General features: G+C 45.6%; 16 protein-coding genes. 4 read left to right on the forward strand and 12 right to left on the reverse strand.

Going from position 1 to position 22,752, the window contains the following annotated elements:
* Positions 1–88: 88 nt before the first annotated feature.
* The 7 genes from F7Y48_RS01530 to F7Y48_RS01560 all read right to left on the reverse strand — a co-directional run bounded on the left by F7Y48_RS01530 (position 89) and on the right by F7Y48_RS01560 (position 11,077).
* Entirely contained in the window at positions 89–2,371 is a 2,283-nt protein-coding gene (locus F7Y48_RS01530) for an acyl-CoA dehydrogenase (RefSeq protein ID WP_006742625.1), read from the reverse strand.
* 62 nt (positions 2,372–2,433) lie between these two features.
* Entirely contained in the window at positions 2,434–3,078 is a 645-nt protein-coding gene (locus tag F7Y48_RS01535; protein ID WP_005393225.1) for a TetR/AcrR family transcriptional regulator, read from the reverse strand.
* A 724-nt stretch (positions 3,079–3,802) separates the two neighbouring features.
* A complete protein-coding gene (gene nhaA / locus F7Y48_RS01540) occupies positions 3,803–4,954 on the reverse strand; it encodes a Na+/H+ antiporter NhaA (protein WP_006742626.1) in 1,152 nt (383 codons plus the stop codon).
* 329 nt (positions 4,955–5,283) lie between these two features.
* Entirely contained in the window at positions 5,284–6,408 is a 1,125-nt protein-coding gene (locus tag F7Y48_RS01545) for a lipocalin-like domain-containing protein (protein ID WP_046874817.1), read from the reverse strand.
* On the reverse strand, positions 6,408–8,861 hold the full coding sequence (locus tag F7Y48_RS01550; RefSeq protein WP_005393229.1) for an ABC transporter permease: 2,454 nt from the start codon (positions 8,859–8,861) through the stop codon (positions 6,408–6,410). The genes F7Y48_RS01545 and F7Y48_RS01550 overlap by 1 nt, the downstream gene beginning before the upstream one ends.
* Positions 8,842–9,513, reverse strand: a complete 672-nt coding sequence (locus F7Y48_RS01555; protein WP_005393230.1) for an ABC transporter ATP-binding protein — start codon at positions 9,511–9,513, stop codon at positions 8,842–8,844. The genes F7Y48_RS01550 and F7Y48_RS01555 overlap by 20 nt, the downstream gene beginning before the upstream one ends.
* A gap of 187 nt (positions 9,514–9,700) precedes the next feature.
* Complete coding sequence (locus F7Y48_RS01560; RefSeq protein ID WP_109168465.1) at positions 9,701–11,077, reverse strand: MATE family efflux transporter; 1,377 nt, start codon at positions 11,075–11,077, stop codon at positions 9,701–9,703.
* A gap of 95 nt (positions 11,078–11,172) precedes the next feature.
* Here F7Y48_RS01560 and F7Y48_RS01565 point away from each other — a divergent pair, with 95 nt between their 5' ends.
* A complete protein-coding gene (locus tag F7Y48_RS01565) occupies positions 11,173–12,651 on the forward strand; it encodes a DUF2867 domain-containing protein (protein ID WP_237283792.1) in 1,479 nt (492 codons plus the stop codon).
* Here F7Y48_RS01565 and F7Y48_RS01570 read toward each other — a convergent pair.
* Positions 12,608–13,192, reverse strand: a complete 585-nt coding sequence (locus tag F7Y48_RS01570; protein ID WP_134646837.1) for a NapC/NirT family cytochrome c — start codon at positions 13,190–13,192, stop codon at positions 12,608–12,610. The genes F7Y48_RS01565 and F7Y48_RS01570 overlap by 44 nt on opposite strands.
* A gap of 22 nt (positions 13,193–13,214) precedes the next feature.
* On the reverse strand, positions 13,215–13,838 hold the full coding sequence (locus F7Y48_RS01575) for a c-type cytochrome (protein ID WP_237283791.1): 624 nt from the start codon (positions 13,836–13,838) through the stop codon (positions 13,215–13,217).
* Between the two features lie 451 nt (positions 13,839–14,289).
* Between F7Y48_RS01575 and F7Y48_RS01580 the strand changes: the two genes are divergently transcribed.
* From F7Y48_RS01580 to F7Y48_RS01590, 3 genes are read left to right on the forward strand one after another with little or no spacing between them, the layout of a single operon-like run.
* The gene (locus tag F7Y48_RS01580; RefSeq protein WP_316679946.1) at positions 14,290–16,554 is read left to right on the forward strand and encodes an OmcA/MtrC family decaheme c-type cytochrome; all 2,265 of its coding nucleotides are present in this window, start codon (positions 14,290–14,292) and stop codon (positions 16,552–16,554) included.
* Positions 16,555–16,607: 53 nt separating this feature from the next.
* Positions 16,608–17,588 (forward strand): DmsE family decaheme c-type cytochrome, encoded by a 981-nt coding sequence (locus F7Y48_RS01585; protein ID WP_025520777.1) that lies wholly within the window; start codon positions 16,608–16,610, stop codon positions 17,586–17,588.
* 9 nt (positions 17,589–17,597) lie between these two features.
* Positions 17,598–19,580 (forward strand): MtrB/PioB family decaheme-associated outer membrane protein, encoded by a 1,983-nt coding sequence (locus tag F7Y48_RS01590; RefSeq protein WP_316679952.1) that lies wholly within the window; start codon positions 17,598–17,600, stop codon positions 19,578–19,580.
* 86 nt (positions 19,581–19,666) lie between these two features.
* Here F7Y48_RS01590 and F7Y48_RS01595 read toward each other — a convergent pair whose 3' ends face one another.
* The 3 genes from F7Y48_RS01595 to rsuA all read right to left on the reverse strand — a co-directional run bounded on the left by F7Y48_RS01595 (position 19,667) and on the right by rsuA (position 22,665).
* Positions 19,667–20,326: a DUF2913 family protein gene (locus F7Y48_RS01595; protein ID WP_046874809.1), complete on the reverse strand. Its 660-nt coding sequence runs from the start codon at positions 20,324–20,326 to the stop codon at positions 19,667–19,669.
* Positions 20,326–21,528, reverse strand: coding sequence for a Bcr/CflA family multidrug efflux MFS transporter (locus F7Y48_RS01600; protein ID WP_074191136.1), 1,203 nt, complete (start codon positions 21,526–21,528; stop codon positions 20,326–20,328). The genes F7Y48_RS01595 and F7Y48_RS01600 overlap by 1 nt, the downstream gene beginning before the upstream one ends.
* A 435-nt stretch (positions 21,529–21,963) precedes the next feature.
* The gene (gene rsuA, locus F7Y48_RS01605) at positions 21,964–22,665 is read right to left on the reverse strand and encodes a 16S rRNA pseudouridine(516) synthase RsuA (protein WP_033905117.1); all 702 of its coding nucleotides are present in this window, start codon (positions 22,663–22,665) and stop codon (positions 21,964–21,966) included.
* Positions 22,666–22,752: the final 87 nt, after the last annotated feature.

The raw sequence follows: 22,752 nt of genomic DNA on the forward strand, positions 1-22,752 counted from the left end.
AAGTGGTTGGAGCACTATCCCAACATCCACTCTGCAAGAACACAAAAAAGCACCTCATTGAGGTGCTTTTCTTAGTATTAACGGTTTACTATGCCGCCGGGTTCAAATGCGACTTTTTTGGGCAATCGGTTCGTACTTCAGAAAAGTCATGACTAAAGTGGTCAACTTGAATCGCCTTGTAACGCAATTTGTCTGCCGCCATGATTTGGTCAATTTCTTGCTCAGTTAACACGCCTGCTTCAAATGCTTGCTGCAGACGGTCGTGTAGCAGACCTTTACGAGCCACTTTCCCATCCTTCGCCGCCTTCATAAGCTTACGCTCTAATGGTTTGATTTCGTACATTGCGAGGAAGGCATTCTCCATTAAGCCTACGCTGTCGTCGTCGGATTTTCCGATGTAGCAAAGATGCGTGAGTCGATCACGTTGTGCTCCTGGCGTCATCATCGCTTCCGCCAGATTCACACACAGTTCATCGCTTGGCTTATTAAAATGATTACCAAGTGGGAACAATAACCCTTTCAGCACACCGCCAACGTATTTCACAGGGAAGTTGGTATAAGCCTCATTTAATGACTTAGATGCGTTATACAAACAATGTTGCACGGCGTAGTGGACAAAATCTAGATCGCCTTGTTGACGTCCTTCATCTTCATACTTTTTCAGTGCGGCAGACGCCATATATAGATAACTTAAGCCATCACCCAGACGTGCGGAAATCATTTCTTTACGCTTCAAATCACCGCCTAGTGTTAACATCGCGAAGTCAGCACTAACGGCAAGCGCTCGGCTTAATCTTGTGATTTCTTTATAGTACTGCTGTGTTGGGCCACTCATGTGCGCTTTTACAAACCGAGAACCAGTTAGCGCCGCGCCAAATGCACCAAATGTATTGCCTACCGCATGTTTGATGTGTTTAAAGAGCAAGTTGTCAAATTCTTTCGCCCCTTGTTCAGAATCTGGATTCGCCGCGGCTTCCATTTCTTTCAGTACATATGGGTGACAACGAGTCGCACCTTGACCAAATATCATCAGGTTACGAGTCAGAATATTCGCGCCTTCAACAGTGATCGCAACTGGGATACCGAGATAGTGTTTAGCAAGATAGTTCATTGGGCCATCTTGAATCGCACGACCTGCATGAATATCAAACGAATCATTTAGAATAGTACGCGCAATTTCCGTCATGTGGTACTTGGCAATCGCGGTTACAATCCCAGGTTTTTCTTTCATATCGAGAGAAGTCGTCGTCAGCGTACGTGTTGCTTCTAGTAGATAAGTAAGGCCACCAATACGCCCCATAGCTTCTGCGACACCCTCAAACTTACCGATCGACATACCAAACTGTTTACGTACGTAAGCATAAGCACCGGTTGTACGTGTAGTAAGGTGGCCAATCGCTGTACCAAGCGCTGGGAGAGAGATACCACGACCAGCAGAAAGACACTCAACCAGCATACGCCAACCTTTGCCTGCGTAATCAGCGCCACCGATCAACCAGTCCATAGGGATGAAGACATCTTCACCACGAGTCGGACCATTCATAAATGCAGAACCCAGAGGATCATGGCGCTCGCCTATCTCGACACCTTCATGGTCAGCGGGGATCAGCGCACATGTGATTCCAACCTCTTTCTTATCACCAAGTAGCCCTTCTGGATCCTGTAGCTTAAATGCTAATCCGAGCACTGTCGCCACTGGCGCAAGTGTGATGTAGCGTTTATTCCAGCTAACTCGCACGCCAAGCACTTCTTTGCCTTCGTGAGTGCCATAACAAACTACGCCTTGATCTGGTATACCACCGGCGTCAGATCCCGCTTCGGGCCCTGTTAATGCAAAACAAGGAATGTCGGTACCATCAGCTAAACGAGGCAACCAGTAATCTTTTTGCTCCTGTGTACCGTAGTGCGATAAAAGCTCACCTGGACCAAGAGAGTTCGGTACCATTACCGATACCGCGGTACTGATACTTCGAGTCGCAATACGAGAAACAATGGTTGAGTTCGCTAAAGCGGAAAATTCACGACCACCATACGCTTTTGAAATGATCAGTGAGAAAAATCGCTCTTTACGTAAGTACTCCCATACTTCAGGCGGTAAATCCCTATCTTCTTTGACAATTTTCTGGTCATCAAGCATTTCTAGCAGGGTTTCAAGCTCATTATCCATAAATGACTGCTCTTCTGCTGTCAGTGTAGGCGTTGGATAATGATGCAATGTTGTGAAGTTTGGCTTGCCTGAAAATAGTTCGGCATCCCACCACACACTACCCGCTTCCATCGCCTCTTTCTCAGTACTAGAGAGAGGTGGCAATACTTTTTTGAACACTTTAAAAGCTGGGTCACTAATCCATTTTCTTCGTAGAGAGCTCATAGTTCAGATCCTTTTGTTCACGTAACCGCTCTGGGCATAATTTTATTATTGGTTTAACTTTCTTATTTGTCTTGTGCCAACTGCTTCGCTGACATTCCTGCTGACAAATAAGGAATCAGCAAGTCGACGACAGATTTCACATCCACTTCCTTTTCAAATTTACTTTCAGCAAGCTCCGAAAGAGCCTGGCTTGAAGCCATCGTAAATACGCAGGTACCTAGCGTGAAGTGCAGTCGCCAAAACAGCTGCTCCTCACATAGTTCCGGGTTTGCCTTCATTATCGAGAAGGTGAAGAGGTTAAGTACCTCTTCATATCGAGTGGTGATGAACCAACGCAGATGACCTTGTACGTCTGTGTAACCACGGCCAATTAACAACATGAATAATGCAGTACCATTGGGACGCACATCATTTAATGTACGCAAAGGTAAACGCAATGACTCAAAGACGTCGTCCATGTCGTAGCTATCACGCGTATTTAACTCAATTAGTGAGGTTTTAATGCTCGGCATGAGCGCTTCTAGGTATCTATCTAAAACCGCTCTAACTAGCGTTTTTTTATCGCCAAAGTGATAATTTACCGATGCTAAGTTGACGTTCGCTTTACCTGTTATCGTTCTTAGCGAAGTATCATTAAAACCATGTTCAGCAAAGAGTCCTTCTGCGACATCGAGTATTTTTTCTTTTGTTGATGTTCTCGGGGCCATTTTAATCACTCGTATTAAACAACTGTTTGAAAATATACTCCTGAAACTTTAGATTAACAAATGATTAACATCACACTTTCACCAATTGGTCTGACCAGAACTTAGAAGGTGTGATCTAATCTTTTGAATTTAAGTCTAATAAGCAAATGATGCTCGCCTGAAGAAAATGACCAAGTTTCGCAAACCATCGTATTTGAAACGCTAGCAATGTCGTTAGGCGGTCGGAGCAGGAGGTGCGGGTTTGAAATGCAATTTAAGTTTATAGCTACTATAGAAAAGAGGGCTATCGAGTTTCAAACCGCCATTAAGTTGGTTACGCTGTTCGCCTCTTCTCTTACTTCTTTACGATACAAGCGGGCAGAAAGAATTAAATCGAATTTTTTTTGAAAAAAAAATGGAACTGTTTGGAAAAGGCTCGGTCTGAATAAATGTAACAACTAGGGCATTTTAAGTTTCACTGGCCGTCAAACTTGTTTCCATCTAATTGTTACGTTGCTGCTTTTTTCTTATTAACTCCTATGTTTGTATCCGCCCAGTCAAATTTTCGGCTGGGCTTTTTTTCGCCCGCAGATCTACCACCTAACTTTTCGATGATTCCGTTCATCTCCATGGTCTAGACATCCGCTCAATACGAAAGTGTCGCTATTAAGTCGCTGATGTACTGAACTATGGGTATAAAAAAGCCTCCCGATTGGGAGGCTTTACAAAATAGCGCATTTTTATCTTACGCTTGCGCTTTCTTAGGCAAAGAAAAGTGCAGTAAGGCATAGCCAAGTAATGCTGCTGTCGTCGAACCCATTAAGATACCGAGTCGAGCATAGGTATCAAATTCAGGACTTACATTTCCGAACGCTAAAGAGGAAATGAAGATAGACATTGTAAAGCCAATACCACACAACACAGATACCGCAAAGATATGCTTGAAGTTAACGCCTTCAGGTAACTTAGCAACGCCCATTTTTACCGCTGCCCAGCTAAAGGTAAAGATACCTAGAGGCTTACCAACCAGTAGACCCAAAGCAATACCGAGTGGCAGCATTGAAGTTAGACCTGACATCGATACGCCTTCTAACGAAATCCCCGCATTGGCAAATGCGAATAGAGGCAGAATACCAAATGCCACGTATGGGTGAAGCGCGTGCTCCATATGTTTAAGTGGAGAATGTTCGCCCTGCTTTCCCTTTAGTGGGATAGCAAAACCAATCACTACACCTGCCAATGTTGCGTGAACACCAGATTTAAGCACCGCGAACCATAAGATCGCACCGACGATCATATATGGCGTAAGTTTTGTTACTTCCTTCGCATTCAACATGAATAGGACACCAGTCATGATGAAGCCAACAAGCAACGCCATGGTCGACAGGTCACCGGTGTAAAATAGCGCGATAATAACAACCACACCTAAATCATCAATGATAGCAAGCGCCAGCAAGAACACTTTTAGGCTTACTGGTACACGCTTACCTAATAACGCCATGATACCTAAAGCAAAAGCGATATCTGTCGCCGCTGGAATTGCCCAACCAGAAATCGCCTCAGGATCGTTGGCATTAAAAGCTACGTAAATAAGAGCAGGAGCTAACATACCGCCAACCGCTGCAATCGCAGGGAAAATTGCGGTTTCTTTTGATTTTAACGCACCTTCAAGCAGCTCTCGCTTAACTTCAAGGCCAATGAGTAAGAAGAAAACAGCCATTAGGCCGTCATTAATCCAGTGAGAAACTGACATACCAAATACATAAGTATGCAGTACAGATTGATAAGTTTCGCCCAGCGGTGAGTTAGCAATGGTCATCGCAATTGCCGCGGCAATCACGAGAAGAATACCACCAGCTGATTCCATTTTGAAAAAGTCACGAATGACATCGTTCATGGTTTCGTCCTTATATTTATTATCTTAATAAACGATTAACAAAGAATGATAAGAGTGTATAGCGGTCGAAAACTTTAGAATAATCGCTTCTTCAGAGTATAAACTTCGATTTTTCCGATATGAAGTTTACTATACATCGTATTTTCCAACATAACACTCAATTTTGATCACAGCGTGTACTTGTTGCTATCGCGCCAAATGTTTATCAAGATTATGAGAAAATCAGCATAACATGGCATGTACTGTCATGATAACCCCATACTTTTGAGAAAAATTCAGGAAGTTTCATCCACTAAAAAACCACCCATTGGGGTGGTTTTTATCAGAATTTAATAACCAGTGAGCTGCATAAAGCCCCAAGCCTCGTTGGAGCCAGAAGCTAAGGTAGGGCCTTCCCAATACGGTATAACAAAAGGAAGCCACATATCTGATTTGATAATACGAGTGGTCAAGTTAATTTGATGCTTTGGAATATTAATAATCCACTGCAAAGGCAGCCTTCTTCCATTTGATAAACTGGTCACTTGCATTGGTTTAATACTGATATCATCATCTGAGAGATTAATGACTTTACCTGAGCGTGTGGACAAGGTGCCAAATACATGCGGTGTTTGTCCATGGTGGCGATAGCGGCTGACAGTCAGTGCTCGACCATCATCTAAATTGAATACAAACCAATCCCAACCCTGTTGCCCTTCACCAATTAAGCCACTGCCCCACTCTTTCTGAGCCCAAGCAGAGCCAGCAACAGAGAAGCGTTTGCCATTAATGTTCAAACTCCCTTTCACCTTTAAAAATGGCGCACTAAAACTGAAAGAGGCAACAGATTGCAACGCATGTTTAACCTGAAAACCTTTGTCTCCATTCACGACAAAGGGGCCATTTGTCATAGTATTGAGATCTAAACCAAACGTATCGGTAGTCACATTCAAGTTACCAGGGAAAGGCGTTGCACCAAGTGAACGCCACGTCCAATTATCAATCCATAACCTGAAAGGACGATTAGTCATGCCAGCTTGGCCTATCCCGCCTCTCGCTACACGTTGCTCTTTCCAGACGTGCGAACCATGGCTAACGACAACATGTGAAATGTACAGTTGAGGGTTTTGCCATCCGCTGGTTTCTCGCTCGTCTGTCGCGACCCTGAAGTAACTCCATTGAACATTGTATATTTTCCCTTGTTCATCTTTCAGTTTCGCAAAGTAGTGCCACCATTCATGTTGGTACTCAGGATGAAAACGAAAGTCTGACGGTAAAGAGACATGCTCGTCAGGTAATACAGGTTCGAAAATCGTTTGATTTTCACGCGTTAGAATAGAATTAAGCTCGCTTTCTTGTGTCGCTGTCGCTTCCAACCAAAAAGTTGAGTAAAAAGCAGCCCCAGTCAAAAAGGCAAACGTAATAACAATGATCGTTGAAACTAACAAGCGTTTTTTAGAGCCCACTTTTTTCATTACAACGCGTCCCTTAATGACTTCATTGGCGTACTCTTAATCATTCTAATAACTGGCAATGCGCCGGCAATCATGATGGCAAGCATCGCCCAAGCAATAGTTTGAGCGTATTCCCAAGGGATCGTTTGAAGCTCCAGAGACCAACCGAATGATTGCTTAATGATAATATCAACGATCAAGTGTGCAAGTGCCAGACCAAGTGGCACCGCAATAATCGCGGAAATGGCCCCGAAGACAAACAACTGCAAACCACCCAATGCGACAAGTTCCTTTCCGGATACACCCATACATCTCAGCAAAGAGAAGTGCCGCTGCCGCGACAGTTCGCCCGCCAATGTCGCGAAGAATAAACCAAACACAGCAATAATCAGCGTGATGTTGCCCAAGGTTCCTGCAATAGCGAAGGTATGATCAAATACCCTCATTGCCTGACTATAGATATTACCATTATCAAACACACGGTCTTGCGGGAGGCGGAATACATTTTCTAAGCGATTTTTCAGCCCCTCCCCATTAACGCTATCTTTTAACACCACACCAAGGCCAACATTGCCCGTCCCTGCAAATGCATACAGCCAATTCCGGTGCGACATCATCACCTGGTTATACGGGTTTCCATAATCGTAATAAACACCAACGACTTGCCAGTCTCCACCTAGTGGTTCCTGCAAGTTAATGAAGTCTCCTGGACGAATATCCAACTTCAAGGCCATCGATTCACTCACCATCAAGCTCTTGGTCGCGTGCAGTTGATACCAGTAATTCGGGACACCTAGCTTTACCGTCAGTGCATCTAGCTCACCTTCAGAAGAGCCTGTGCTCACCACTTGCAAAGCACCATGCTCGGTTGGCATATCTTTTTCCCAACGCCACCAAACCGAGTTGACTTCTGGTTGGTTTTGCAGCCATGCACTCATCCGAGCTGCTGAGTTATTTGTCGGATAGATATAAATATCCGCTGCTAATCGCTGGCTCAGCCATTTATCGGTCGTATCCCTAAAGCTGCCTACCATCGTTTCTACGCCGATATTTGCCGCCAGTGCCAACATAAACGCCATTGTTGCCACACCGCGATAACTCATGCTCGCAGCCGCATCGGCAAAAAACCAACGTACACGTACCCAACGCATGGTGTAAGAAAAGCTCTGGAACATATGCCACATAATAAATGGCATGAACAAGGCCACACTAACCAACATCAGCGCAATAATGGCAAAGCCAGTTTCTTGTGTTTTCGGTGCTTGATACACTGCGATTGCCGCGACACAAAACGCACACGCAGCAAGAGCCTGCCAAGAGAACTCTCGCCCTGCAAATCGCATTAATGACAGTCGAGAAGATAGACGAATTGGCTGTGACTTCAACAAACGAATCAATGGCCACAAACACGATATTAATGCGCCCATCGCTGCCATGATCAGACTATATAAGCTGGACTGCCAAGACCATCCTATCGTTAAGCCTACGTTGGCATCGTACAAATCGCTCAGGCTCGATGAGACTGCAGGGATCAGTTCATTTGCCAAGATCAAACCAAAAAAGTTACCACACGCCCACGCAATAAAGACGAGCAACGACAACTCTAACAACAATGCTTGAGCCAACTGCGTTCCGTTGACCCCCGTCTGTCTCAAAATACCCACCAAACGTTGTCGCTGAATGAATGACAAAGACATCGCTTGATAAAAAATAAACAACCCGACCAAAAATGACAGCATCCCCATCGCGGTGAGGTTCATGTGGAATGCATTAGTTAACGACTCAAGCTCCGTGCGCGTATTCCTAACGAGCGTCATGCCATTGGGAAGCATGTTTTTCAGTGCTATTAGTTTTTCCTCTGGCATTTCACCACAAGAAATCGCAGACAAACCTGAGCTCCGCTTGAGCATACGCAGTAATGAGATGTCGGTAACCAGCCGAGTCCCAGAGAGCATTTTGTTTTTATCGACTTGAATCGGTCCGAGACGACTTCCGTCATTCATCTCAATAAAGTCCCCATCCTGCCAACTCATGTAAGCGGCCAAATCTTGACTGACTAGAATGGGATAAGGAGGTTTCATTAATGATAGAACAGGCATCTCACCCAAAGATTTGCCTTGCTGCAATGGAATCATCGCGACAGGATCAATCCCCACCAGCATCAAGCTCATGTCGGTTTTAGCATCTAGATGCAGCACGTCAAACGGCGCACATTGGTTAAACCCAGCTCGGCGCAACTGGATATAGAAACCTTGAGGAATTTTATTGGCAGAGTGTTTAGTTCGGATTCGGTATGGCAAAGGATTGGAGAAAAGCTTTTCTCCTGTCGCATAACTTTGTTTTGCATGCTGATTGATAGAAGTAACACCAACAAGAAGGGACACGCCTAAGGTTAACCCTAGCCAGACAAGAATAATTTGTAGTGGGTAACGACGGTAATGACCGAGTAGTGCCTTAACTACGGGCCATAACATGCAGTTGCCCTCCTTGAAGTCGAATCTTACCTTCCATATGGGCCGCCACTTTTTCACTGTGCGTCACTAACAGCAAAGTACACTCCAGTTGGCGAGCGAGACTCGTCAATAAGCGCATTACCGCTTCTGCGTTTCGCTCGTCTAGGCTACCAGTTGGCTCATCAGCGAGTAGGATTTTAGGTTCCATATAGAGTGCGCGAGCAATAGCAGCACGTTGTTGCTGACCACCAGATGCTTCTTCCGGGTAACGGCCTAGCAGAGGCATTAAATCCAGAGCAGAAAGAATTTGACGCCACAACTCTTTATCTTCTGGCAAACCTTTTAACTGACGACAAAAACGAATATTGTCGGCAATATTGAGCGTAGGAAGCAGGTTGAACTGTTGGAAGATATTACCAATATTGTTGCGGCGGTAAAGGGTTCTCAAATGCTCTGGCGCATCATGCATGGCAAAATTTGGAAACTGAACTTCACCAGAGTCTGCAGTATCCAGTCCGGCAATTAAGTTCAGCAAAGTACTTTTACCCGAACCACTTTCTCCCATCAGAGCGACTTGGTCACCTTGCTGTAATGTTAATTCTGCCCCTTGTAATACAGGGTGAAATTCTCCCCCGTCTACATAGCCTTTACATAGGTCTGACAGTTTTAACATTGATTATGCCGCTCGGATGGTATTTAAAAATTGGGATCAGAATCTACACTAAAATCCTGTTAGTAGAAAGTATTTTGAATGCTTGATCACACTATGAGAGTACAAATGCAACTCGATTCACTTTCTGTTCCTAATTTTGTTGACGTATTGAGCAGATTTTTGCAGCTGCAGAAAGCTCTGTTTACCTCTATTGACCGATAAGGTTTTTCATCCATTTTCGGCTCACCATTCTTGGCAGACAAATCGTCCACTTCACAACTTCCTCGGTCAAAAAGAGTAAGTAAACCCATTGCGGCTCCCAACCGAGCTGAATCGCTGCAAATGCCGCGAGTGGAATCCCAATCACCCACTGCGCAAGAATGTCTTGATACAAACAAAACTTAACGTCGCCACCCGCACGTAATACCCCAACAATGACCATCATCGGCACCGAGCGTAATACGACACCTAAAGCAAGAATCACCATAAATTGTTCAGCTAACTGGCGAGTATCCGCTGTCAGTGCACTAAACGCATTAAGGATCCATTGATTGGACACTATCAATACAACTGCGACCACAAATGCGATAAACACATTCAAAATGACCGTAGCCCAAGCTTGGTAATACACAGGTTCAAAGTTTTTCGCGCCGAGTTGGTTACCCACTAAAACCGCAGCTGCATTCGATAGGCCAATCATCATAGCGAGAGAGATTGACTCAACGGGCGTCATCACCGACAACGCTGCCAAACCTTGCACACCCGCTTGTCCCATGATGGCATGGTAAGCGAACAATCCACCAGCCCATGCCAAAAAGTTAAATGTAGTCGGTAAGGAAAGGCTCAAGAAACGCGTTATTTTGTCTAAAACCAAACCTGCGCGTATATCATCCCAACCAAATGCAATTATGTGTTTCTTCAGCCATAAATAGCCAAATAGACAACCGACTTCAATAGCGCCACTGATAACCGTTGCAATGGCTGCCCCTGTAATCCCTAAAGCAGGAAAACCTAAGTGACCAAAAATTAACACCCAGTTGAGGAAAACATTAGACAGAATGCCTATGCCACTAAAAAATGTGCTCAGCCCCGGTTGGTGCATCGCTCTCAAGCCCACCGACATACTAGCGACACACGCAACAGCAAACATGCTAACGGATGAAATAATTAGATAGCTGGCCCCTAACTCAATCACTTCTTGTGAGTCTGTCGTCAGTTTCATGACTGGCTGTGGGAAAATAACAAACAAAGCAACGGCAATGGCGGCAAACACCATGGCTATCATCCATGTTAAAGCGGTACTGCGACGTACCCCGACTTTATCGCCTGCCCCCCAATATTGTGCGGTCAGTAATGCACCACCCGTCGTCACCCCAACTAACATGATGGTAGTAACAAACGTCGCGCGCGCCGCTACCCCAACAGCGGCTATTTCAGCCTCACCAAGTTGGCCGAGCATAAGCACATCGACGAGGCTTCGGCTAGAAAACATCATGCTTTGCAGTGTAATTGGTAGCGCGATCGCAAATAAGCGACGTAAGAATGCTTTATCTGCATGTATTGAGAGTTGAGAGAGAAAAGTCACAAGCGCTCCAACGACAACTTATTGATAGAATGGGGAAAGTGTCTCATGATTATACTCTGTGGTGTTTATTCCACCAACGATTAAAAGGACAGATAATGAAAAAGGTGTTGGTGCTAGGCGCCTCGGGTTACATTGGTTCTCAACTTCTTCCGTTACTCTTAGAACAAGGTTACGCCGTCACGGCCGCAGCGCGACATATCGATTATTTGGAGTCAAGGACTCGGCCCCATCCTAATTTAACGTTGCGGTATTTAGACCTAGCCGACGCAGAAGCCACGCTCGCTGTGGTGAACGATTTTGACTTGGTATTTTTCCTAGTGCACGGAATGGCACAAGGCGATGACTTTGTTGAGTACGAGCTAAACCTTGCTTTGAACTTTAAATACGCATTGGAGCAAAGCCGTGTCAAACATGTCATTTATTTAAGTGCCATCCAACCGCAAACCGGAAACTCGCGCCATTTAGCCGCACGCAAAGCAACGGGCAAAATTATCCGACAGTCTGGCGTTCCAGTAACTGAATTGCGTGCAGGCGTCATCATTGGCCCCGGCTCCGCGGCTTTCGAGATCATGCGAGATTTTGTCTACAACTTACCTATTTTGATCGCGCCTAAATGGGTCGACTCAAAAGCCAACCCTATTGCCCTACCCAACCTCAATCACTATTTATTGCAGCTGGCCGAAGCATCACCCCCAGAAGAAAACCAAATTTATGAAGTTGGTGGGCCAGATACACTCAGCTACCGCGAGCAGTTTAAAGTCATATGCCGAATCACCAACAAGCCTTATCGGCTGTGGTCGACACCGTTGCTTACCCCAAAAATGGCATCTTACTGGCTCGGCTTGGTCACCTCTGTACCAGCAAACATCGGCAAAGCATTACTCGCGGGGTTAGAGCATGACTACATTGCCGATTCCAAAGCGATTGAAGCACGATTTCCGCAAACGCTGATCAGCTACGAGCAAGCGGTATCCGATACCATTCAAGATGAAGGCACGTTTGTGCGCAGCAATGTTTGGGGCTTTGAGCCTGCGGCACTTCGTCGATGGCAACCGGGGTATGGCTACTACCCTAAACAAGCCGGTGCGAGCATAAAAACTCAAGCCTCCGCTGCGGCATTATGGAAAGTGGCTCAAAAAATCGGGAGTCGTGAAAAAGGCTATTACTTTGCCAACATTTTGTGGCGCACACGTGAATGGCTCGACATCTTTTTTGGTGGCGGGAAACCGATTCGCGTTTCTCCTCCGGGGCCGGAGCTCAAAGTCGGCGATTATATTGACTCTTGGAAAGTGATTCGCTGCGAGGAAGATCAGTTCCTCTCCCTGTTTTTTGGGATGAAAGGCCCAGGGCTTGGACGTTTAGAAATTACCATCAAAGACCATGGTGATGAACGAGAACTGGATATCACCGCTTGGTGGCACCCACAGGGGTTTCTCGGGCTGCTTTACTGGTTTGCCATGATGCCAGCCCATCTATTCATATTCAAAGGCATGGTCAAAGCCATCGCGAAAGAAGCCGAAAGTATCAGTATTACTCCTCAGGTGGGACAGTCTCTGGAGAATCTAGAGAAATAGGCAGGTGATGAGCAATCCCCGCATGGCAATCAATGCACGATTGCTCTCGACTTTCCATCATTTGATGTCGACGCGCAACGGTTCGTCCTTGCGCTTCGAAATCCATCTTGTCAACGGAATGGCAATATCGACACTGTTTTGATTTATTCTCGATAAACTGCTGTGTGACTTCAGCAGCCAACCTCGGACGATGCTCCGCCTCGAAGTTCTCTAACGTAATTTCTCCAGTCAGTTTGTGATAGATGTCGGCTGTAGCGCCGATTTTCAATGCGATTTTAGCAAAAAACTCCCTAGGGACATGGCAATCACTGCACGTAGCGGCAACCACACCCTGAGCATTTTTGAAGTGTGGGGATGCTTGGTACTCCTCAACTATCGTATCCATCCCAATATGGCAACTGTAACAAAACTCGTTGCGATTGGTGTAATCCATACCAAAGTGAAAAACACTGAATACCGCCCCACCAAGGATAAACGCCAATAAGCCACCAATTGGTATACCGAGCATCCATTTTCTGTTTGGTTTACGCCATAAACTCATTGGTGTTCATCCCAAAGCAGCGCTAGCGATAACTCGCATAGTATTCTACGAGCGCGTTTAAATCATCGGCACTAAGCCCTTTGAACGCCTCATCCATTTTTTTATCAACGGAGCGTTTGCCTTGCTTAAACTGTTGCAACGTAGTGGCAAGATAGCCCTTCTGCTGACCAGCTAAAATCGAAGCTTCATCCAGAGCGTTACTGCCACCATCCGAATGACAGTTCTCGCAACTTTTCGCGTGGATAGCCTTACCTTTCATCGCTAACGCTTGATCAAAAGACTGCTTAGCTGGCACAAACTCGAGCCCAGCATAATGTTTTGCTAACTCTTCAATCTGCGCCTCAGATAAAGATTTAACTATCGACACCATGTCGCCTTTTTTGCTCGTGTCTCCGTATACGTGATTAACCGAAGCTGAGGGTCTGCCTTCAAGGTAACGCAACATCTGGTCAAAAAAGTTGAACTCGGGAATCCCTGCGATGGTAGGAATATTCGTGTCGGAACTAACACCGTCTGGCCCATGACAGGCTTCACATTCGTATTGTGAAATTAGCTCACTTGGTGATGCTAAACTGTGGGAAACCAAAGCAGAACTGATGGCTAACACTGAGGAAATTTTTAGTGAGAATTTAATTATCTGGTGCATATTAGACTGACTCCGTAGTAATTATCTTTATTAATCAAAACCAGACAGCGAATAAACGATAAGAAAATCAATTTATAAACGCGACTTAAAACCAACGATATCCAAGATAAAAATATTAAGCCGTCAACTATTTAAAGTAGCGTAGTTCAATACCCTTACTTTTTCTGCGCCGACCTCTTAAATCGCAGAAAATCCAACCCAAACAATTGATTTAAAATCATAATAAATTCAACCCCAAAATTCACACACAAAAATAGCGGTTTATTTTAATAATATTTCATATTGCGTCTATACTCTTACAAGCCATGTATTTCGATTTATTCAAGCGATGTAAATATGGATATTTTTCTTTTGTCTTGAATATAAAATTAATATTTCAATCAATCGTTTATTGGAATATTCAACCATTCCCATGCATTCCCACTTACTTTAGGACGAATCGAGAGGGACTATGAACGGTTTAAAGTCGATCGCTACATTAATATTGTTTATTTTACTGCTCACCGGATGTGGTCCAGACAGCAAAAACGATCAGAATACACCACCACCTGCACTTGGTGATTTCGAGATCAGTGTTTCCAAGCCATCATTGGTCACTCAAGAAACCGGAGAAACCAAACTGGTGGTCAATTTTACCGTCAAAGACGGCAGTGGCAGACCTCATGAGCTAGACGAAACGAGAGATTTTCGCATCGCACTTCTCAAAGCAATGCCCTCTCGTGTCGATACACAAAACTCGAACGATCCAGCCTTTGCCTTCAATGGGCGCCATGGCAACACTTATTGGAAGAGTTTCCATCACTCAAGTAATACCGCAAATAACCGTGCCAGCATGGAGAGTGTTTGGGATGGAACACTAGTAAAAACAGACGAGGGATATCGCTACACGTTTGCCATTCCTGACGTTTTGAAAGTGTCCGATCCTTATACTGCCGACTCTTCTAGCAACAATGGTTTTATCGCTTGGGATACGGATAAACTCCACCGAATCGTCATGGCGTATGGCGAGCAAGGCAACGGTTTTACCTACGTGTTTGAATGGGTGCCGCAAGAAAGTTCAGATGCGGCTGTCTCTCGCAATGTAATAGAAAAAGGCACCTGCGAAAACTGTCATATGGGCGAACCGCTTCATCATGGACCGGGCTATCGCTCAATTGATAACAACATTGCCGTTTGTACCGCTTGCCACAATGACAGTAACCCTGGCGCTGCGCCAGCCAGACGCCCTCTCGCTGCCGTTGTTCATCAATACCACGGTAATGTTTTCAAATTAGGTAGCGACAGAAATAATACCGACACTTACAAACAGCCTGTCGACGAGAATGACGTGCTCGTTACCGACATCAATGGTTTAGTCATTGAAGGCAACCTTTTCCCCCAAGATGCCCGCAACTGTACAACCTGCCATTCAACCGATGTCGCGAAAGCATCAGACGCCAACAATTGGTTTGAACACCCAAGCCAAGTTGCCTGTGAGACCTGTCACTTGTACCGAGACAGAGGTGCGCATGATAACCAAATCGGTACGGCTTGGATAAGAAACGGCGAGCCACAAAACTCCTGCTCTGGCTGTCACCGACCTTATGACCGAGACGACAATGGCGATCCAATCATCGGCCAAGACGCGAGCCGAAGTGCTAAAACTGTTCACGTAATGCGTTTAGATAATCTTGCAAAAGCGCGTGATTCGCTTGAAATCAACGTTGAAAGCGCGCGATTTATTGATGACCAGTTTGAGGTTGAACTAAGAGTGTCGAAAGCGGGCACAGGTATTGGATCCATCAACGAACTGACCCCTTTCATTAATGAACATGGGCACCTCAATTTGTTGCTGAACTGGGATAGCGGCCAAGGCCCGATAGTCGCAAACAACAGTCTCAACGTCGCCGATGATGGCGCACTTGGTGACGGCTGTGAGGCTCAAGGAGAAGGCCTATTCTTGTGTCATAAAGACTTCACTGACGCTGCGATTAAGCCAATCTCCAACTCTACGTTGACGGTTAACATCGCCGACATGCCACTTTGCGCCAACCGTAGAGATGGCGAGCTCGCCGAATGCGTCACGTTTGAAGGCATCGATCTTATCAAATCGCCTTTCGTCATTGCCGCCAATAACGCATCTGGCTCGTTTGATGTGTCTGGTATCAACAAGCAACACAAACTGCCAGTGGGCGCGGACATTTCATCGTGTAACGATTGTCACAAAGAGCTGACTATCCATAAGCTCGGTGAGCATCCACATGCTGCCACCGACTTCCAACAATGTAAAAATTGCCATAACTCCGAACGTTCTGCGTTTTATCCTGGAATGGCGGCTGATCTAAAGTACCACGTGCACTCATTCCACGCCTTTGGCTCCGCTCATAGCGGTGAAGCGTCTTTCCCTGGCGTAGTCAACAACTGTGAGTCCTGCCATACCAATGCTCAATACAACTTACCTAGCCAACAAAATACGCGCCCTTCTCTGGCGAGTGGTAAATATTTTAGTCCTGCATTAGTCACCTGTGGCGCGTGTCACTTAGAGTCATCTTTAGCTAATGCTGACCCGGATACCGTGGCAGGAGATGCGCCTCTGAACCATATGCTGAATCACGGCGCGGTATTTGGAGCAGACACAGCAGCACAAGCAACGGGCTCCGAACAATGTGCGACTTGCCATGCTATTGGTCAGTCACAAGGGGTGGATAAGGTTCACAAGGTATACGACTACCGTTGAATTCGTCATTGAACACAATGCTTTGACAACTAAGGATAAGAAAAGGAAGAGCTATGAAAGCAATGTTTCTGCGGTGGTTGGTAGCTGGGATACTTGGGTTAGGCGTCATCTTCACCGTCAGTTCGGAAGATGTCGCCAAGCCAGAACCCGAAGCGGCGACGTTAACTCAAGAAGAAATGGAAACCATATTAGACACCAAGTTTTCCGAGGGAAAATATTCACGCCGCGGACCAGATGGCTGCCTTCGTTGCCATGACGATACATCAGACAAACCTGCTACGGGTATTTTCGACAACATTCATGGCAAGTCCGCAAACCTGCATGGGCCAATGAATGATAAACAGTGTGAAGCATGCCATGGCCCAGCGAACAATCACGAACGCAATCCACGAAAAGGACAAGTTCGTGAACCGATGATCACTTTTGGGCCAAACTCCCCTGTTCCGGCCGAAAAGCAAAACAGCGTGTGTTTATCTTGTCACCAAGATGCGAAACGCTCGACTTGGCATAGTAGCGAGCACGCTTTTGAAGGGCTGTCTTGTGCAAGCTGTCACCAACTGCATCAAAAAGACGATCCGATGATGGTTGACGAAATGCAAGCAGACAAATGCACCGATTGTCACTCCCGCACCAAATCAGATATCCACAAACGCAGTCGTCACCCTATTATCGACGGCGTCATGACTTGTTCTAGCTGCCACAATCCACATCAGACATTAAATGAAGCGAGCCTGAACTGGTCAACCGTCAATAACGCTTGTTACGAGTGTCATGCGGAAAAACGCGGCCCATTTTTATGGGAGCATGAGCCAGTAACTGAAGATTGCACATCCTGCCACACACCTCATGGTTCAGTGAACAAAGCCTTGCTCAATAAACGGCTGCCAATGCTATGTCAGGAATGTCACCGTGTGCCACATGCAAACGTAGCCATTCCTGAAAACGACTTGAGAGTGCGCGGCGGAAGTTGTTTAAACTGCCACAATCAAGTGCATGGCTCTAACCACCCACGTGGTCAAACATTAAGTTATTAGGAGGGAGGCATGAAACTATCTCAACTGTGCATCGCTATTTCCCTTGCTTTTGCTGTGCAAGCGCACGCCAACGATTATTCGTTACAACGTTCTCAACCAGCCGACACTAGCCGCTGGCAGTGCAGTGAATGCAGCAGCGACAGCACGTGGAGTGGAGAAGTCAGCGCCGGCGTCGGTTACCTTAACAACGATGGTTCCTCGCGATTCTATAATTGGAATCCACCCGTTTACGGTACAAACTCCGACAACAAGCACTTTAACGTAAGTCTGAACACTGACATTGAACAATATGAAGACGACGGATTCTACAATCGCTTTGTAGTCGAAGATCTTGGTTTGCAACGCTTCTTACTGCAGTGGGAAATGGGCCAGTACGACGGATTACGTGTCCTCGGCAGTTATAGTGAAACGCCGTATTTCTGGAATCAGTCCTCACTCAGTGCGTATCATCCAAGAGAGGATGCACTCGTCAGTGGTGACCTATCGAAATATGAAAACTCAGTGACGCGAGAGACGTTTAAGTTAGAACTCAAGTACACACCACATACGCCATGGAAGCCATATGCATCCATGAAGCACGAACGTAAAGAAGGCACAACTTCGCTTTATTCATCGACCATTCCGGGTTACGCCAACGCGCCGGGATCCATACCCAAAAACGTCGACCATGAAACCTTAAATACTCAAGTAGGAGTAAGCTACATGGAAGATTTGTGGCTGGTGGATATTGCGTATCGCGGCTCGTTTTTTAGAAATGACAAGTCCGCACTTTATTACGGCAGCACTACGAATCCTTACGCTAACCACCTCGCGTATGAGCCTGACAACGACTTTCACCAGTTTGCTGTCACGGGGAATTATCGGTTGAATCAACAAACGTTCAGTGGCCGCTTACTTTGGTCACAGACGTCTTCTGAAGGCGGGTTAAATCCATTCCCGCAGTCCCCCGTTAACTCCAATACATTCCATGGCGAAACTAACACTTGGCAAATGAGCGCGGATTACCACAACAAACTTTCGCGAGACACGGCTTTCGCCATTTCTGCGGACTATTCAGATAAAGACGATAACTCCGATAGAAACACCATCATCGGATCGACGAGAGAAAAATACGACCACACCAAAACCAAACTGGAAGCAACACTCAAGCATCGTGTTACTTCTAATGTAAAAGTGAATACGGGTTACCATTTTAGACAAGATGAGCGAAGTTATGCTGATAGGAAACATACCGATGAACAACGCGTTTTTGTTGGAGCCCAGTACCGACCAAGTAGACCGTGGCAATTAGGCGGTAAAGTCTCCTACTCTTTTCGCGATGGCTCTGATTGGCAGGACGACAGCAGCGACTCGCCTAATTTGCGCCAATACTATTTAGCCGACAAAGAGAGGATTGAGCTCCGTGGCCACGGCAGTTATGACATGACCGACGATGTCCAATTGCTTGCAGAGCTTTGGTACGGCAACGACGACTATGTTAAACCCGATATAGGTTTAAGCGAAGGAGAAGATTACGGCTACGATATCAGCGTCAACTTCAATTTACTCGACGGACTAAACGGGCATGTTTTTTACAATCAACAGGTCATCCGCTCCGAGCAACAACAAGCAAACTCTGACGTTGTCGGTTGGAATCGCTACACCACCAAACTCAAAGATGACATCACAACCATTGGCTTTGGTGTGAGTAAAGAGCAGCTACTAGACGACAAACTTTCTATCTCGTTTGATTACAGCTACAGCCAAGCTGATGGAAAATCTTCAACCACATCTGGTGGCTACCAATATCCTGATAACGAGGCGAACTCGTACCGATTTGAAGTCATCGCTGACTATGAAGTATCTGAAAATCAAAACGTGCAGCTCAACCTCCGTTATGAAGACTACTCAGAAGAGGATTACTTGTTTAATAACGAAACCGAAACGATGGGCGACGTTTTGCAAAGCTATGAAGGTTTATATGGTGGCGTCTATTGGAAATATCGCTTTTAAATACAGAGTGACGTGACAAAAAAAGCATCAGACGTTTCAAACGCCTGATGCTTTCGTATTTCAACTCTACTGCTGTGAGAAGTTGATTAAGCTTGGAAGCTCAACGGAATCTCAGCCAATTGGTTACCTTCGTTTGCAGGAAAGATAAGGTACTCGCCGTGGTATTTCACCATCGATTTGTAATCCGTCACTTTATGCACCATAAAGCCCGCTTGCGCTGCTTTCTCAACAAACTCAGCATGGTTGCCACGCACAAACCAGCTCATTGGTTTGACGAGCAGCTCGCCGTCGAAGCAGCTTTCGCATTGATCTGCGCATAGCGCCAAAGAGTTTTGACCTTCCGTGAAGATTTGGATTTTGCCACAACCAACAAGTTGCTCAGACGTTGATACTTCCCAGCCAGCTTGCTCCATCAAATCAAGAAATGATTCAATATCGGAGTCTTTTATCACTTTGGACTCTTCACCTTCAGGAAAAAACTGAGCGTAAAAAGCGGAAATACGCTTGAAGATAAACAACAAACCAGCGTCATTACCCTTTGAACGACCCGCTTTTTGCCAACGTGTTAAGTCATCGCCTACGGCTCGACCGAAACGCTGAGATTTAAGTGCTTTGGTAACCCAGCGCACTAAATAATGGTTATTCGCAACAGGGGCATTGGCTAACTTACCTGAGCGATGCTCTTGATCTAACTCTTCAAGTGCTGAGTTAACTAAGTTTTGAATTTCTTTGGTGTAATTCGACATTACGCCTTTCTTCCTAAAGTCCAATAAAACAGTGCTGAAAGCACAGAACAAGCAAACATCACAATGATCATCGGCCAAGCAACATTACCGGGTAGTGATGCCACCAGCGCGCCAACCAATGAGCCGATACCGAATCTTAACGTCCCCGCCAGAGACGAAGCTGTACCCGCCATTGATGGGTAGCCACTTAAAAGCAGCGCCATCGCGTTACTACCTATCGTCGACAATGTACCGATAAACAGCACAACAAAAGGTACGATGCCCCATAATCCGAAGTCCATTAACCAACTTACGAATAAACCAATCCCCGCCAAAAGTTGCACTAACAACCCAAAACGAAGCATGGCATGAGAGCCAACTTTCTTCACCAAGCGACCATTAATACTGGTCATGATGATCATCGCAACAATGTTCAAACCAAATAAATAACCAAAGTGGTCTGGTCGAACACCATATAAATCAATGTAAACAAACGAACCCGCGGTCAGAAATGCAAACATTCCGGAAAATGAAAACGCTCCAGAAAGCATCAAACCTATCGCTTCAGGGTTGGAGCATAATTTGGCGTAGTTTCTCATCGTAGTGCGAAAACGAAGTGGCTGACGATTTTCTGGTTTCAGCGTCTCTGGAATTTTCCAAAGTACCAGTAGAATTACCACCACAGCGAAAATAGCTAACACCCAAAAGATCGAACGCCAGCCAAACCAGATCGCTAGGTGACCACCTATCATAGGCGCGACCAAGGGTGCCATGGTGATCACTAAGGTGACGAAAGACATTGCACGGGCAAAGTCTTCACGGTCAAACATATCACGCACGACAGCTTGGATAATGACCGCCGCTGCCGCGCCAGCAAAACCTTGTGCTGTTCGCACATAAGTCAATGCATCGATGCCGTTTGTGGTCGCACTCACTACCGCCGCTAATCCAAAGAAAAGCACACCCAAAATCAGTACAGGTCTACGGCCAAAACTATCGGCAAGCGGCCCATGAATTAACTGGCCAATCGCAAAACCTGCCGTATAAGCCGTCAACGTAATCTGAACCGCGCCAGGCGCAACACCCAAATCTTTCGCGATGGTTGGCATTGCAGGCAGATACATGTCGATCGCCAAAGGCGTCAAAGCACCAATCGCTCCTAATACAAGAAACAATAGAAAACTGATTTGGGATTGCGGAGCGCTTTGAGCTTTTTCTGTCATTCTTTTACCTCTTGTTGGAGCCCTTTCGTCAATACTTTCAGAGCAAAGTGAACGTAACGGACGGTTCTCATATCGCTGAATCTAGAAGCCAAAGGCCTGTTCTATCAACGTTCGAGAATCATAAGGGCAAATATGTACCAAGGTGTGACCTTGACGAACTCGACATAGAAAAGCGTGTGAAAGCGAAGTGTGTTTATGGGAAATAAACACAATGCAGTAAAAATGATGGAATTGATTCCACCATTTACTCACCACTGCCGAAGGCTTTGCAATAAGAGTATGCATGGCTCAGCTAAATGCAAAGGCATATCACTGAGATGAGTAAGCACACCGGAATTGTCTAGGCACTAATTTTGGTAGGAAAATTAATTTTGAGCCAATTCCTACCAAAAAACTAGTTCCAATTGGGAACTAAAGAATTTCCCATGCCGATAATTAATTCCAAATAGAATCAATTTCTTCCTGCGTGAGGTAGCGATAATCACCAGGTTCTAGTGCCTCATCGAGTTCAATCGAACCAATACGCTCACGATGTAAGTACTCAACTTTATTTCCTAACGCCGCAAACATGCGTTTCACTTGGTGATACTTACCTTCCACAATAGTTAACAATACTTCATTCTCTGCCTCGTTCACGATCTCCAAACGAGCAGGCAATGTTGCTTCTGATTCATTGCGTAAAATGATGCCTTGTTCGAGCTTTTCCGCGTAATCTGGCTGAATCGCATCGACAAGCCAAACACGGTACGTTTTCTCACACTTATGCTTCGGTGAGGTAATACGGTGAGACCACTTACCATCATCCGTAATCAACACCAAGCCAGTTGTGTCGACATCTAATCGGCCCGCAAAGTGAAGGTTTTCAATTTTAGGCTCATCAAGCAATGCGAATGCAGTTTGGTTGTAGCCATCTTCATGTGAACAAACAAAGTCAGCAGGCTTATACAACATAATGTAACGAGGACCAGGAGCACCAATAACACGGTCTTCCCACATTACTTCTGCACCTTCAGGTACTTTAAATGCACCACTTTTTTGAACCTCACCGTCAACGGTGATGTCTCCACTTTTGATGATCTTTGTTGCCTGTTTGCGTGTTGCACCCAGAGCGTCACACAAATATTTATCTAAACGCATGAATACCTCATTGAATTATACCCAAGTAACCTCCAAATCTTGGTTTAAAGGTCACTTGGGTATAAAAGTCAGGTATTATAGCGTTCC

Origin of the sequence: Vibrio sp. 2-1-2a, assembly GCF_032648565.1 — a bacterium.
Taxonomy (GTDB): domain Bacteria; phylum Pseudomonadota; class Gammaproteobacteria; order Enterobacterales; family Vibrionaceae; genus Vibrio; species Vibrio diabolicus.